The following is a 16,098-nucleotide window of genomic DNA, read 5'->3' as shown; positions in this document are numbered from 1 at the left end:
AAAGAAGAACCATGAAACGATATATTTTTAAAAATTTAATTATAGGATCTGTAGTTTTGTTGTCTTTCACAGGCTGCTCGGATATCTTAGAAGAAAAACCACATGATTTTTATGAACCCGGTTACTTTAAAACGGAACAGGGAGTAATACAAGGATTAACTTCTCATTATGCTCACTTGCGATGGATATATGGGCAGGCATATTATTATAATTCTGTTCAAACTGGTACAGATGAAAATACGTATGGACAGCAGGCTGATGGAAATTTCAAAGATCATGATTTATCAGGAGTTGGGGTTATTAATCCTAATTCAAGTAGAGCTGATGTAGTTTGGAATAATTCTTATAATGATATCAATACTGCCAGCGGAATTATAGAAAATGGTGCAGCAGTTGGTGTTGCCAGCAGCCTTATAGCTGAGTCTAAATTTTTTAGAGCTTTTGATTATTTTTTATTAGTACAGACATTTGGAGGAGTACCTCTAGATTTGGGAACTGGTGAACTAAAATTTAACAGCAAACCGTCACGATCTTCAAAACGAAATACGGTGACTGAGGTGTATACTAAGGGGATTTTTCCAGATTTAGTTGCAGCAGTAAATGAATTACCAGATACTCCTAGATTAACAGGTACCGCCACTAAAACTTTAGCGCGATTAATATTATCAAAAGCGTATTTGACATACGGTTGGTGGTTAGAAAATCCAAATAGTATTCCAACATATCCCGAAACACCAAGAATAGATCCCGATGGACACAATGCGCAGTGGTACTTTCAACAAGCTTATAATTTAGCTTTGGATGGGATAAATAATCCTGGAAGTTATGCTTTATTACCCTTCTATTATGATGTGAATTTAGGATCTAATGATCGTAATAAAGAATTAATGCTTTATGCAGACCATACAGAAGAGAGTGAATATTACAATGGTGCAAGTCTTACTTACGGAAGCGGAGGTGCACCAGATAATTTTGCAGGGTGGATGGGAACATTTAATTATACCACTATAAGAAGTAAAAATGCCGCTGGGGCTTCAGTTTCTACTGTGCAACGTGCCGCTGATCAATTTTTGGGACGCCCATGGGTAAGAATGGTACCACCAATTGAAGTTTTTACAAAAACTTTTATGGATAAGACAAATGATTCAAGATATGATGGAACCTTTTCTACGGTTTACCATGGAAATTGGAACTTGGTTGGAACGGGATTAAGCGATGTTCAAACCTTATATAATGCCAACGGATTAGCTGTAAAACCAGGAGATGCTATTGTGACTTTCCTGAACGATGAACCAGCTACACCAATTGCATATCCGTCGGGAGCGGGTGACAGTGGTGTGGGTGCGGGCGTTTTACCAGGCAGGGCTGACTATGTAATTTCTCCGTTAGGAATAAACCGAATTGTATATCCAGGTTTATGGAAATTAGGACCATATCGTACGGACAATGCAGGAGGATTAGGGCAGCCAAATGCCGGTAGCACTAGACCATTTCCAGTGGCTAAATTTTCAGAACTTTATTTTGTTGCTGCAGAAGCGGCGGTGAAGGGAGCTACTGGTTCTATGACTGCTAGAGATCTTATTAATGTGATCAGAGCTCGTGCTGGGAAATGGCGCTGGGATAATAATGGTAAGGTAGCCAAAACGGCAGATAATAGTGCCCTATTAACAAGCACAACTCCTGCGATAATTAACATTAATTATATTTTAGCGGAACGTTCTCGTGAATATTATGGTGAAGGCTATCGTTGGTATGATTTAGTAAGAACTCAAAAATGGAACGAACTTGCTGGGACCTATTCTATAGGAGGATCAAATTACAATCAGCATACACCAGAGGTCGTTACAAGAACTATAGAGCCGCATCATTACTTACGCCCGATACCACAAGGTCAGTTAGATGGTATGGAAATGTCACAAGCTGATAAGGCTGCATACCAGAATCCAGGGTATAAATAATTTATAGTACTTCTATAAGCAAATTTAACTGTGTTTATAAGTGTTGTTTTTACAGACTCCTCTTATAAGTTGGTTTTTTTAAGTTTGCTTAGTTTGAAGCCGAGGGATAATTCCTTCGGCTTTTAAATTCATAATTTAATTCTAAAAATGAAAGGTTTAGGATATAAGAGCTTTTTCTAAATCTTTTAACAAGAATAACATATAGTAGGTTTCGCATGCATAAAAATCAATAATAACTAACATTCTTAAAAGAGATGTTAATACTAAATCAATAGTACAAATGAAATATCAAAAAATATTTTTCGTATTGCCATTATTGTTCCTTTTTTCATTTAAAGGACCACAGCTTACAGATACCCTTACCAAAAAGCAAACTCAAAAAGGGCCTGTTTTTTCAAATGTAGTTTATCAAGGAGATGATCAGATTTATAAAAATAACCCATTAAAACCAGATGAGTTTTATTCTCCGATTTTACAGGGATGTTATCCAGACCCTGCCATTACAAGAAAGGGCGACGATTACTACATGGTATGCTCTTCATTTGCCATGTTTCCAGGAGTGCCCATTTTTCATTCTAAAGATTTAGTAAATTGGACAGATCTAGGAGGTGTATTAAATAAAGTTTCTGAATTTAATCCTCATGATACAGGCATTAGTGCTGGTGTATATGCTCCAGGGATTACCTATAATCCTCATAATGATACTTTCTACATGATTGTCACGGCCTTTACAGGAAACATGGGAAATATTATCGTAAAAACAAAAGATCCAATGAAAGGATGGGGAAGTCCGATAAAATTAGATTTTGAGGGAATCGATCCTTGTATCTTTTTTGATGATAATGGAAAAGGTTATGTAGTACATAACGATGCTCCCGATAAAGGAAAAGAGCTATATACAGGACATCGTGTTATCAAAATTTGGGATTACGATCTTGAAAAGGATCAGGTAATTGCAGGTACTGATAAAATTATAGTCGATGGAGGTGTAGATCTTTCTAAAAAACCAATTTGGATTGAAGCGCCTCATTTATATAAAAAAGATGGTCATTATTATTTAATGTGTGCTGAAGGGGGGACCGGAGGAAATCATAGTGAAGTTATTTTTATCAGTGACAATCCAAAAGGACCTTTTAAACCAGCATCCAATAACCCTATTCTAACTCAAAGATATTTTCCGCAAAACAGAAAAGATAAAGTAGACTGGGCGGGACATGCAGATTTAGTTCAAGGACCTGATAATAAATATTATAGTGTGTTTTTAGGCATTCGTCCTAATGATAAAGACAGAGTCAATACAGGACGCGAAACTTTCATGTTGCCTGTAGATTGGTCTGGAGTATTTCCTGTTTTTGAGAATGGGTTAGTTCCTTTGGAACCAAAAATAAAAATGCCAAAAGGAGTTACTGAAAACAAAACTGGTAAGGATGGATTTTTCCCCAATGGCAATTTTACGTTTACTGAAAATTTCACAACTGAAAAATTAGATTACAGATGGATAGGTCTAAGAGGGCCAAGAGAAAGTTTTATTGCTGTAACTAAAAAAGGACTTCAGATTAATCCTTTCGAAGTAAACATTAAAGAAGTTAAACCCACTTCTACACTTTTTTATAGACAAATGCATAATACTTTTTCCTTTGCAACAACAATTGTGTATCAACCTGAATCTGAAAAGGATCTTGCCGGAATTGTATGTCTGCAAAATGAGCGCTTCAATTATGTGTTTGGTATAACAAAGAAAGGAAAAGATACCTACCTTTTGTTGGAAAGAACAGAAAAGGGAGAGTCAAAAATTATGGCAAGTACTAAAATTGAAATCAAAAAACCAGTTCGTCTTCAGGTAAAAGCTGCAGGAGATAGTTACGAATTTAGTTATGCTCTAAACGGTAGTGATTTTAAAATTTTAGGACAAAGCGTTTCAGGAGATATTCTTTCAACAAATGTAGCTGCAGGTTTTACAGGAGCATTGGTAGGATTATATGCAACGACAGCAAATGATGCTCAGCCGCAATAAATAATTAATGTGTTGGACCTACGGTAATAATAATCTGAAAGTAGTCAATATTCGATAATCATTAAAAAGGGAAACATGCGGAATGAATATTTTAAATGGCTGTTATTTTTACATCTATTCTTTTTGGGATGTATGTTCAATGAGTCATCCACAGTAGCACAAAGCTATTCAAACAGTAAGAACTGGGTGGGTAGCTGGGCCTGTGCGCAAATGCTGGTCGAACCAGACAATATGCCTCCTGCACCGGGACTTTCGAACAATACGCTGCGACAAATTATTAGAGTTTCTATCGGAGGAAAACGCATGAGATTTCGATTTTCCAATTTATTGAGTGATCAACCGACAGTGATCCAATCCGTAAGCGTTTCAAATGTGGTAAATGCACCAATTATTGATCTAGGTAGTCAAAAAGGACTTAGCTTTAATGGAAGTCCAGGAATAGTAATAAGACCAGAGCAGGAAATCTTCTCAGATGCCCTTGATTTTGATTTACAGCCGGGTCAGCTTTTGGCCATTACCATTCATTATGGAGCTAGCTCGCAAAAAACATCCGGACATCCCGGTTCACGTACTACGTCTTATATTCTTCAGGGAGATAACATTCAAAATGAAACTTTCAAAGGAGCAATAAAAACAGATCACTGGTATTCGATAATGGGAGTGGATGTAAACGCTACTAAATCCTCTGGGACAATAGTTTGTTTGGGAAATTCTATTACAGACGGACGCGGATCTGGTACCAATAAGCAAAATCGATGGACAGATATTTTATCGGATCGGTTATCGGCCAATAAGAAAACCAAAAACATAGGCGTTTTGAATTTAGGAATTGGAGGGAATTGTGTCATAAAAGGAGGATTAGGTCCGACAGCATTAAATCGGTTTGATAGAGATGTACTTTCACAAAAAGGGGTAAAATGGCTTGTAATTCTGGAAGGGATCAACGATATCGGAGGCATTAAAAATCCTAATGATGCTCCAGTTAAGGCTCAAGAACTTATTGAAGCCTACAAAGTAATGATTGATAAAGCACATGCTAAAGGAATTAAAGTCTATGGCTGTACTATTTTGCCCTTTGAGAAATCATTTTATGATGCACCTTATAAACAAGAAGCGCGTGATATTGTAAATGCATGGATTCGAAACAGTAAAGCTTTTGATGCTGTTATTGATTTTGATAAAATAATGGTATCGGAACAAGACTCAAAAACAATTTTGTCAAGCATGCATGACGGAGATTTTTTGCATCCAAACCAAGCAGGTTATCTCAGAATGGGAGAGGCTGTAGATTTGAAATTATTTAATTAAAAGTGAGCCTTTTTATAAGGGTTACCTATTTCAATCCAGATTTTAAAATGATTTTCTGATACTAAAAACAGCTATATAATGAAATCAATAATTAGGTTTTTCGCATTTGCTTTTCTTTTTTCAATAACCCAAAAAGGCTATTCTCAAGATGCTGACTTTCATGTTTATTTGAGTTTAGGCCAATCCAATATGGAAGGATTTGCCAAAATAGAGCCACAGGATAAGGAGGGTGTTGATGATCGCTTTCAAGTTTTGCAAGCAGTCAATTGTCCAGAGATTAAACGTACAAGGGGGAATTGGTATACCGCCATACCACCATTATGCCGCTGTAGTACTGGACTGACACCAGTGGATTATTTTGGAAGGAATATGGTTGCTAATCTTCCTAAAAATATAAAAGTAGGGGTTATCAATGTAGCCGTTGGAGGCTGTAGAATTGAACTTTTTGATAAAGACAAGTCGGCTGAATATAGTGCAACAGCACCAGATTGGATGAAAGGGATGATTAAGGAATATGATGGAGATCCTTATCAGCGACTTGTGGAGTTGGCAAAAATAGCGCAAAAGAAAGGAGTCATAAAAGGGATTCTGCTGCATCAGGGTGAATCAAATACCAATGATACACTTTGGCCTAAAAAGGTGAAAATTGTGTATGATAATTTAATGAAAGACCTGAATCTGGATCCTAAAAAAGTGCCTTTACTGTCGGGAGAAACCGTAAACGAAGACCAGAACGGTAAATGTGGGAGTATGAATAAAATTATTGCCACACTGCCAAAAACAATTCCGACCTCCTATGTGATTTCCTCTAAAGGATGCACAGCTGGACCTGATTTTTTACATTTTAATGCAGCAGGTTACAAGGAGCTGGGAAGACGCTACGCTGAAAAAATGCTATCGTTATTGGGCTATAAATCCTCAGAGGGTAGCCCCTCTTTCATCGTACAAGCTCCCGTTGGTTTTGATCAATTAAATCCAAATACACCAGCTGGAAAAGTAGAAAGCATAAGTTATGAATCAAAAACAGTGGGGGCTATTAGAAAAGCGACCATTTATACACCTCCAGGATTCAATAAAAAGAAAAAATATCCTGTATTATATCTTTTGCACGGAATAGGCGGAGATGAAAAAGAATGGCTCAATGGTGGAAATCCGCAGCTTATATTAGATAATCTTTATGCTGAAGGAAAAATAGAACCCATGATTGTGGTGATGCCAAACGGCAGGGCAATGAAAGACGACAGTGCTGTCGGTAATATTATGGCAGCAGATAAAGTACAGGCATTTTCTACTTTCGAAAAAGACTTATTAAACGATCTGATTCCTTTTATCGAGAAAAAATACCCCACTCTTAAAGACAAAGAACATCGTGCTATTGCCGGATTGTCTATGGGGGGAGGGCAGTCTTTAAATTTCGGATTAGGGAATCTCAATACATTTGCGTGGGTTGGCGCCTTCTCTGCCGCTCCTAATACGAAAATGCCCAAAGAATTGCTTCCCAATACTCAAGAAGCAAAAAATAAATTAAAACTACTCTGGATTTCTTGTGGAGATAATGACTGGCTACTATCAAATAGTAAACGAACGCACGATTATTTATATCAAAACGATGTGCCACACATCTATTATATTGAACCTGGAGTTCATGATTTTAAAGTATGGAAAAATGGTTTATATATGTTTTCACAGTTTTTGTTTAAAAAGATAGATACTTCAGTTTTTGCAAAATATACCCTTTTAGGATCTCGGGCAGAAACCAACATCCGTAATGCAACATATCCCCAAATATTACCGGACAATAAAGTAATGTTTAAAAGCACAGCTACAGCAGCCTCAAAAGTACAAATTGATTTGGGCAAGAAATACGACATGAGAAGGGATTCAGAAGGACTTTGGACTGTAACGACTGATGTGATCAATAAAGGATTTAATTATTATTCCCTACTTATTGATGGTGTGGCTGTGGCCGATCCGTTAAGTCAATCGTTTTATGGTATGGGCCGTATGGCTAGTGGCATTGAAATCCCTAATAAAGAGGGTGATTTTTATGCTTTGAAAGAGGTTCCACACGGTGACATTCGAATCAAACAATACTTTTCAAAGGCAACCAATTCGTGGCGTGAAATGTATGTGTATACACCAGAGGGTTATGAAAAATCAACAGAGAAATACCCGGTATTATATCTCTTACATGGTGGAGGTGAAGATCAAACCGGATGGGCTGCCCAAGGAAAGGCTAGTTTAATTTTAGACAATTTAATAGCTGAAAATAGAGCAAAACCTATGATAATAGCCATGTTGGATGGTAATATGGGGAATGTTGGAGGAATGGCAGGTTTCAATGAAAATGCACTTAAAGCATTTGAAAATGAATTGAAACTGGGTGCAATTCCATTTGTAGAAAACAACTTTAAAGTAACAGCCGATGCTAAAAACAGAGCTTTAGCCGGATTATCAATGGGTGGATTGCAGACCTTGTATGCAGGTGTAAAAAATTCAGATATGTTTTCTTATATAGGCGTATTTAGTTCGGGATGGTGGGGAAATAATCCAACATTATCAGATCCTCAGTATGAGTTTATGAAAAAGAATGCGACGACTATCAATTCAAACATCAAACAATTTTGGATTTCAATGGGCGGTAAAGAAGATATCGCTTATGAAAATTGTAAAATAATGATGAGTAAGTTGGACCAATTTGGAATTACCTATAAATATAGTGAATATCCAGGTGGACATAGCTGGCCAGTTTGGCGACATGACTTATTTATGTTTGCGCCATTATTGTTTAAGTAACCGATCATCGTAATGGATGAAACTTTCAAAAAGTGAATTCAAAGAAAAAAATAGTGTACAATTAATTGAATTGTTTACATAAAAATAAAATACAATGAGTAGATTTTTAACCTTGATACTAACGCTTCTTATAGGCTTTACTTTTACCATTTCAAAAGCAGCACAACCTTTTATAACGACACAAAAAGAGGGGGATGTCGTGGTCCTGAAAGAGAAATTTTCAGCTCTTTCCTTTTTTGTTAGTAAGGGAACAGATGCCGGAATTTTGCGTGCAATAAGTAATTTACAATTAGATTTTGAAAAAGTCACGGGAGAAAAACCTAGTGTTTTTAATGAGAAAACAAATTTTTCCTCACCGTTGATCATAATTGGAACAATTGGGACTAATGCTGTAATTGATGCTTTAATTAAAGAAAATAAAATCGATGGAAAGCAGCTTAAAGATAAAAATGAGAAATTTATTATTCAAAGCATAAAAAGTCCATTCAAAGGAATAGCGGAAGCCATTGTTATTGTTGGTAGTGACAAACGCGGAACGATTTACGGCATTTATGAATTATCCAAACAAATTGGTGTTTCGCCTTGGTATTACTGGGCTGATGTTCCTGTTGAGAAAAAAGAAGCTCTTTATTTTGTAAAAGGAATATACAGCGATGGAGAACCTGCCGTGAAATACAGGGGGATTTTTATCAACGACGAAGCTCCTGCATTAAGCGGCTGGTCAAAAGCAACATTTGGAGGATTTAATAGTAAGTTCTACGAAAAAGTTTTTGAATTACTGTTGCGTCTAAAAGCAAATTACATCTGGCCGGCCATGTGGGGAAATGCTTTTTATGATGATGATCCCGCTAGTGGTCCTTTGGCTAATGAAATGGGAATTATCATGGGAACATCCCATCACGAACCTATGGCCTTGGCACAGACCGACTGGCATCGTTATATAAAAAAAAATAATCTTCCAAATATTTGGGATTACGCTAAAAACAAAACAGTTTTAGATGAATTCTGGAAAAGCGGGATACAGCGCAGCAAAGATTGGGAAAAAGTGGTCACCATAGGAATGCGTGGAGACGGAGATGAAGCAATGAGTGAAGGAACCAATATTAGTCTACTAGAAAATATCGTAAAAGAACAACGTAAAATTATTAGTGATGTAACACAAAAAAAAACCGAAAAAACACCTCAGGTATGGGCTTTGTACAAAGAGGTGCAAGATTATTATGATCAGGGATTGCGAGTTCCAGATGATGTTATTTTACTGTTCTGCGATGACAATTGGGGAAACGTACGTAAATTACCAGATCCTACCAAGGCATTGAATAAAGGGGGGTATGGGATGTATTATCACTTTGATTATGTTGGAGGCCCAAGAAATTCGAAATGGATCAATATAAGTCCGATACAAAGAGTCTGGGAGCAGATGAATCTCAGCTATAAGCACGGTGTGGATAAAATCTGGATAGTCAATGTTGGGGATCTTAAACCAATGGAATTCCCGATCAGTTTCTTTTTAGAAATGGCATGGAATCCGAAGAAGTTCAACGCGCAGAATCTGTTTGAATTTACCCAGAAATGGGCTGCTGATCAGTTTGGAACCACACACGCCAAAGAAATTGCCAGACTATTAAACACGTATCCAAAATTCAACCGAAGAGTAACTCCGGAGATGCTCGATAGCCAAACATACAGTCTTGAAAATTATAATGAATTTCAACAAGTAGTTTCGGATTATAAGAATTTAGCACTTGATGCTTATCGAATTTACAATGATCTTCCCCAGCAATACAAAGATGCCTATTTTCAATTGGTTTTATATCCAATAGATGCCTGCAGTAATCTTTATGAAATGTATTTTGCACAGGCCAATAACAGAAAATTGGCTTCAGAGAAAAATAGTTTAGCCAATGCTTTTGCTGATCAGGTGAAAAACAATTTCACAAGAGATTCTGTTCTTCAAAATAAATACAATAATGAAATTTCGGGTGGGAAATGGATTCATATGATGGATCAGATGAGAATAGGGTACAAAAGTTGGCATGATGAGCCCAAAAACGTGCTGCCTGCAATTAGTTATGTATCAGCAAAAGATCAGATACTGCGAAGCGTATTGGTAGAAAAAGAAGGTTATGTTTCTATTGAAGCAGAGCATTTTTCTACAGTTAATAATTCAGAAAAAATTCATTGGGAAGTACTACCTGATTTTGGAAAAACAAAAAGTGGTGTTACAACATTTCCACAAAATCAGTATCCGGGTAAGGATGAAAAAGTTTTTGTTGAATATGAAATTGATTTTGTTTCAGTTGGTGAATTTAAAGTAGAGTTGCTTCTAGCTCCTACACTTAATTTTAATAGTAATAAAGGACTTCGTTATGAAATTTCTTTTGATGGGGATAAACCGCAGCTCATAAATTTTAATGGCCATTACCGTGGTGAATTAGGAAAATGGCAGGCCGAACATCTCATACACTCGACTACTAAGCATAGCATTTCCAAAGTGGGAAAACATATTTTACGTTTTCGTGTTTTGGATCCGGGGATTGTGCTACAGAAGATTTTAATAGATACCGGAGGATTGAAACCTTCTTATCTAGGACCACCCGAAAGTGAGAGGATTGCCCGATAGTGATTTAGATTAAGCGTGTTTTTGGAATCAAGTACAAAAAAAGGGAAAGGAAGATGTGGTGTAGTTCGTAAGTGGTATTTCAGCTGCTTATAATAATAGGATAAAAATGATAAAAATATTTTTAAGTAACATACTACTGTTTTGTGGAATTACATTAGCTGCGCAACAGGCAGATGATTTAAAACTCTGGTACAATACCCCTTCCGGTTCGGTTTGGGAAAATGCTCTTCCAATTGGCAATGGCTTTCAGGGTGCGATGGTGTACGGAAATGTTGAGAAAGAAATTTTTCAATTAAATGAAGGAACTGTATGGAGTGGAAGTCCTAATAGAAATGATAATCCAAAGGCAAAAGAAAATTTGGAAGAAATCAGAAATCTTCTTTTTCGTGGCGAATATAAAACAGCTGAAAAGTTAATAAATGAAAATATTATTACTAAAAAATCCCATGGACAAAAGTTTCAGCCTGTGGGAAATTTAGAGCTGGATTTCTCAATACATCAAAATTACACCAATTACCTGCGTGAACTGGATATTGAAAAAGCCATTAATAAAACCAGCTATAAAATAGACGGTATTACCTATACACGTGAAGCGTTTATGTCCTTTCCGGACCGGGTTTTAGTTGTAAAACTTTCAGCTGATAAAGCTCAAAAATTATCCTTTACAGCTGCTTTCACTTCTGAACATAAAAAGCAAGAGATGGCTTCTATGGGAAATAATGAAATTTCACTTTGGGGAACAACAAGTGATCATGAAGGGGTAGAAGGAAAGGTAAAATTTAAGGCATTGGCAAGGTTTAAAGTGCAGGGAGGAACCGTAAGGACTACCGGCAGTTCAATAAAAATTACAGGAGCAGATACAGTTGTGATTTATGTCTCCATTGCGACAAATTTTATTAATTATAAGGATATCAGCGGGAATGAAAATGAGTTGGCGAAGTCATTTCTGGATAAGGCATTTGATAAGGACTACGATAAAATAAAGAAAGCGCATATTGCCTATTATCAAAAATATTTCAAAAGAGTTAAACTTGACCTGGGAACCACTGTAGCGGCAAAATTACCAACAGATGAAAGACTGGAAAATTTCAGGCACGTTTTTGATCCTTCCTTTGTTACGTTGTATTATCAATACGGACGGTATTTATTGATTTCATCTTCACAGCCTGGTGGTCAACCAGCAAATCTTCAAGGTATTTGGAATCATAGTATGTCACCCGCATGGGATAGCAAATACACAATCAATATCAATACAGAGATGAATTATTGGCCAGCTGAGAAAACAAATTTATCAGAAATGCATGAGCCACTTTTCAAAATGGTTCAGGAGTTAGCCCAAACAGGAAAAGAAACGGCAAGAGAGATGTATGGTACGCGCGGCTGGGTAGCCCATCATAATACAGATATATGGAGAATTACTGGAGCTATTGATGGCGCAAACTGGGGAGTCTGGAATGCAGGAGGAGGTTGGCTTAGTCAGCATTTATGGGAACATTATCTTTACAGCGGGGATACGAATTATCTTGAATCTGTATATGAAGTCCTCAAAGGAGCAGCCGACTTTTATGCCGACTTTTTAGTAAAAGATCCTGCAAATGGATGGCTGGTTGTGGCTCCTGGTAGTTCGCCAGAGAATGCTCCGGCAGCACATCAGGGTTCAGCAGTTACTGCTGGCTCAACAATGGACAATCAGATCGTATTTGATGTCTTTAGTTCAGTGATACAAGCATCCGAAATATTAGGAAAAAACCTTCAATATGCAGATAGTTTGAGAACACTTAGAAATAGTCTAGCCCCTATGCAAATTGGAAAATACAATCAGCTTCAGGAATGGCTCGATGATGTAGATGATCCTAAAGATAATCACCGCCATATTTCACATTTATATGGTTTATATCCTTCGAATCAAATTTCAGCCTATAGAACCCCAGAGCTTTTTTCAGCGGCAAAAAACACCTTACTTCACAGAGGTGATATATCTACGGGATGGAGCATGGGATGGAAAGTAAATTGGTGGGCTAAGATGCAGGATGGCAATCATGCTTACAGTTTAATTCAGAATCAATTAACCCCTCTTGGTGAGAATAAGGATGGTGGCGGTACCTACAATAATCTGTTTGATGCCCATCCACCCTTTCAAATTGATGGAAACTTTGGATGTACATCAGGCATTACAGAAATGTTAATGCAGAGCTCAGACGGTGCCATTCATTTGCTTCCCGCCTTGCCAGATGCTTTAAAAGAGTATGGAGAAATAGCGGGTTTAAAAGCACGCGGAGGTTTTGAAATCAGGGAAATGAAATGGAACAAAGGAAAATTAGTAGCCCTAAGTATTCAGTCCAATTTTGGCGGAAATCTTAGGTTAAGAACTCCCAATGAAATTATAGCAAAAGACAATACGGATGTAAAAATAGCTTCAGGAACTAATTCAAATATTTTTTATCAAATAGATCTGATTAAACAACCTGTTATAAGTGCATCATCTACTATAAAACCTTTAGAGATTGTTCCAACTTATTTATATGATGTGACTACTGAAAAAGGAAAGAGCTACAGTTTTTTAATTAAATAATAATATGAGAAATTTTTTTATGAAATATACGATTTTGTCTAGTATGCTGGCATTGCTAGTGGCATCCTCCGCAGGGGCTCAAATGAAGTCATTTGACTTGAATCAGGTTAGGTTAAAAGACGGGCCGTTTAAAAATGCTCAGGATGTTGATCTTCAGTATATCTTGGCGCTTAAACCGGACAGGCTTTTGGCTCCTTATCTTATCGCATCGGGGATACCTCCAAAAGCAGATCGTTATGGAAATTGGGAAAGTTCTGGACTTGACGGACATATTGCGGGACATTATCTCTCTGCTTTGGCCATGATGTATGCTTCTACCGGAAATGAAGAGCTTAAAAACCGACTAGAGTACATGATTTCAGAATTAGCGGTTTGTCAGGATAAAAATGGTAATGACTATGTGGGAGGAATTCCCCAGGGAAAGGTTTTTTGGGATCGAATTCATAAGGGAGATATTGATGGAAGTAATTTTGGATTAAATAATACTTGGGTACCGCTGTACAATATTCATAAACTTTTTGCAGGTTTAAACGATGCTTATCATTATACAGGAAATGAGAAAGCAAAAGAGGTCTTAATAAAACTAGGTGATTGGTTTATAACTTTAATTGGTCCGCTTTCAGATCAGCAGATACAAAATATTTTAAAAACAGAACACGGAGGATTAAATGAGTCGTTTGCTGATTTGTATAGTATCACAAAAAATAAAAAATATCTTGAAACGGCAGAAAAAATTTCTCACTTCGCGATTCTAGATCCATTGCTACACAAAGAAGATAAGTTAACAGGCTTACATGCCAATACACAAATTCCAAAAGTACTTGGTTTTGAGAAAATTGCGAACCTTACAAATAATAAAGAATGGGCAGATTCGGTCGAGTTTTTCTGGGAAAATGTTACACAGAAACGAAGTGTTGCTTTTGGGGGTAACAGCACTGCTGAACACTTCAATCCTATAAATGATTTTAGCAGTATGGTAAAGTCAAACCAAGGACCAGAAACGTGTAACTCCTACAATATGGAGCGTTTAAGTAAAGCCTTGTTTTTGAACAAAAATGATATAAGTTATCTTGATTTTTATGAGCGTACGCTTTACAATCACATTCTCTCAACCCAGCATCCCGAAAAAGGAGGTTTTGTTTATTTTACACCGATAAGACCCAATCATTATCGTGTGTACTCACAGCCGGAGACCAGCATGTGGTGTTGTGTAGGTTCAGGACTTGAAAATCATGCTAAATACGGAGAACTAATTTACAGCCATTCGGATAACGATCTTTTTGTCAATCTTTTTATTCCATCCACCTTAAAATGGGTAGAAAAAGGTGTTGAGGTGGAACAAAATACAAAATTCCCATTTGAAAATAGTTCGGATCTGGTTTTGAAACTAAAGAAAAGTAAGACCTTTTCAATGAATATCCGTTACCCAAAGTGGGCTGAAAATTTTGAAATTCTAATAAATGGAAAAGCACAAAAAATAGAATCGAAAGCATCGAGTTACGTAAGTCTTAACAGAAAATGGAAATCAGGAGATCAGATAAGGATTCAATTCAAAACGTCTACACATTTAGAAAGTCTGCCCGATGGTTCCAATTGGAGTGCTTTTGTTAATGGACCCATTGTACTGGCTGCTAAAACATCAAACAAGGATTTGGATGGATTATTTGCAGATGACAGCAGGATGGGACATATAGCCGCTGGTAAATATTATCCATTAGATCAAGCTTATGCATTGATAGGAGAAAAAGCAGCCAATATTGCTAAGCTTAAAGAATTAGGTAATATGCGTTTTAGTTTAGATTCATTAGTATTAGAACCTTTTTTTACAATACATGACGCGCGATATCAAATGTATTTTCAAGATTACACCAAAGAACAATATAAGGAAAAACACGATTTATTGAAACAACAGGAAATAGAAGCAATGGCTATTGAATTAAAAACCATAGACAAGATTAATTGTGGGGAACAGCAGTCAGAAGTAGATCATCGCTATAAAGGAGAAAAAAGTGATTCTGGATATGACGATACAAAATCATGGAGAAGCACTCGTTCCTATATTTCATATCAATTATTAAATAAAAATAAGGAAGGAAAATTTTTGGATATAGATAGTATTGATGAATTTAATGCAGATAAAATCACCATTCTTGTCAACGAAAAACCGGCTCAGATAATTGGGGCAGGAAATAAAGGAATGAGGTTAAATATTGATAAAATGGAACTGGTAAACGTCAAAATAATAGTGAATGAGGGTAGTAATAGTCCAAAGTTTCATCAATTTAGAATTTTGAAAAACTAAAAAATATGCGAAATCATTTTTTCTTGTTGGTTTTTATTTTTTGCTCCGCTTGTTTTGCACAGAAAGGAGATTCAGCCTTAGAGATAAAATCAAATGCAGCGCATGACCATGGGAATTAGTGTCTGGGGAACCTATTTTTGGTACTCGAAAAAAAGGATATCGTCCCGAATTAGCCCTTAGTGGTGGATATGATTATTTAGAATTTACAGACACTCAGGATCCTTATCAAGAAACAGGACACAATGCATTGTTTGAAGGGCCTGATGGTGCTTTATGGACTTCATGTCATTATTTTATGGATAAAAAAAGGCCATACCATTATAATCAAAGTTTTCAATCCTGGGAAAAGTTCCCCAAATAGGCATAGAACCTGTGTGTATGCCAATGGCAGATTTTATATAAATCCCCCAACTTGGACAGAACAGAACGTCCTGCTTAAGAAGTAAATAAATAATAAAACAACCGTTTTTGGTTTGAGCAGAAATTAGAGTAGCAGAAGTACCGAATCCTTACTGTTATCGGTAA

At 36.7% G+C, this 16,098-nt stretch carries 8 protein-coding genes; all 8 read left to right on the top strand.

The annotated features are described in order from the left end of the window. The first annotated feature begins 11 nt into the window (after positions 1-11). Positions 12-1,958 (top strand): RagB/SusD family nutrient uptake outer membrane protein, encoded by a 1,947-nt coding sequence (locus tag AC51AA_RS06495; RefSeq protein WP_500704929.1) that lies wholly within the window; start codon positions 12-14, stop codon positions 1,956-1,958. A gap of 280 nt (positions 1,959-2,238) precedes the next feature. Further along, positions 2,239-3,972, top strand: a complete 1,734-nt coding sequence (locus tag AC51AA_RS06490; RefSeq protein ID WP_500704927.1) for a glycoside hydrolase family 43 protein — start codon at positions 2,239-2,241, stop codon at positions 3,970-3,972. 75 nt (positions 3,973-4,047) lie between these two features. Further along, a complete protein-coding gene (locus AC51AA_RS06485; RefSeq protein WP_500704925.1) occupies positions 4,048-5,280 on the top strand; it encodes an SGNH/GDSL hydrolase family protein in 1,233 nt (410 codons plus the stop codon). Positions 5,281-5,358: 78 nt separating this feature from the next. Next, positions 5,359-8,076, top strand: coding sequence for an alpha/beta hydrolase-fold protein (locus AC51AA_RS06480; RefSeq protein ID WP_500704921.1), 2,718 nt, complete (start codon positions 5,359-5,361; stop codon positions 8,074-8,076). A 94-nt stretch (positions 8,077-8,170) separates the two neighbouring features. Further along, entirely contained in the window at positions 8,171-10,699 is a 2,529-nt protein-coding gene (locus AC51AA_RS06475) for a glycosyl hydrolase 115 family protein (RefSeq protein WP_500704918.1), read from the top strand. A 106-nt stretch (positions 10,700-10,805) separates the two neighbouring features. After that, positions 10,806-13,271 (top strand): glycoside hydrolase family 95 protein, encoded by a 2,466-nt coding sequence (locus AC51AA_RS06470; protein WP_500704915.1) that lies wholly within the window; start codon positions 10,806-10,808, stop codon positions 13,269-13,271. 4 nt (positions 13,272-13,275) lie between these two features. After that, positions 13,276-15,573, top strand: coding sequence for a glycoside hydrolase family 127 protein (locus AC51AA_RS06465; RefSeq protein ID WP_500704912.1), 2,298 nt, complete (start codon positions 13,276-13,278; stop codon positions 15,571-15,573). Between the two features lie 118 nt (positions 15,574-15,691). Continuing rightward, the gene (locus tag AC51AA_RS06460) at positions 15,692-15,934 is read left to right on the top strand and encodes a hypothetical protein (protein ID WP_500704911.1); all 243 of its coding nucleotides are present in this window, start codon (positions 15,692-15,694) and stop codon (positions 15,932-15,934) included. Positions 15,935-16,098 lie beyond the last annotated feature (164 nt).

It is taken from the genome of Flavobacterium sp. OHVDL-2026-0007 (assembly GCF_059882335.1).
Note: the sequence above shows the minus strand (reverse complement) of the source record. Positions and strands in the feature narration are given on the sequence as shown.

Excerpts from the sequence above, each read along its gene's own strand:
- AC51AA_RS06470 (WP_500704915.1), top strand. The coding sequence starts at position 10,806 with ATGATAAAAATATTTTTAAGTAACATACTACTGTTTTGTGGAATTACA.
- AC51AA_RS06480 (WP_500704921.1), top strand. The coding sequence starts at position 5,359 with ATGAAATCAATAATTAGGTTTTTCGCATTTGCTTTTCTTTTTTCAATA.
- AC51AA_RS06495 (WP_500704929.1), top strand. The coding sequence starts at position 12 with ATGAAACGATATATTTTTAAAAATTTAATTATAGGATCTGTAGTTTTG.
- AC51AA_RS06475 (WP_500704918.1), top strand. The coding sequence starts at position 8,171 with ATGAGTAGATTTTTAACCTTGATACTAACGCTTCTTATAGGCTTTACT.
- AC51AA_RS06490 (WP_500704927.1), top strand. The coding sequence starts at position 2,239 with ATGAAATATCAAAAAATATTTTTCGTATTGCCATTATTGTTCCTTTTT.
- AC51AA_RS06465 (WP_500704912.1), top strand. The coding sequence starts at position 13,276 with ATGAGAAATTTTTTTATGAAATATACGATTTTGTCTAGTATGCTGGCA.
- AC51AA_RS06485 (WP_500704925.1), top strand. The coding sequence starts at position 4,048 with ATGCGGAATGAATATTTTAAATGGCTGTTATTTTTACATCTATTCTTT.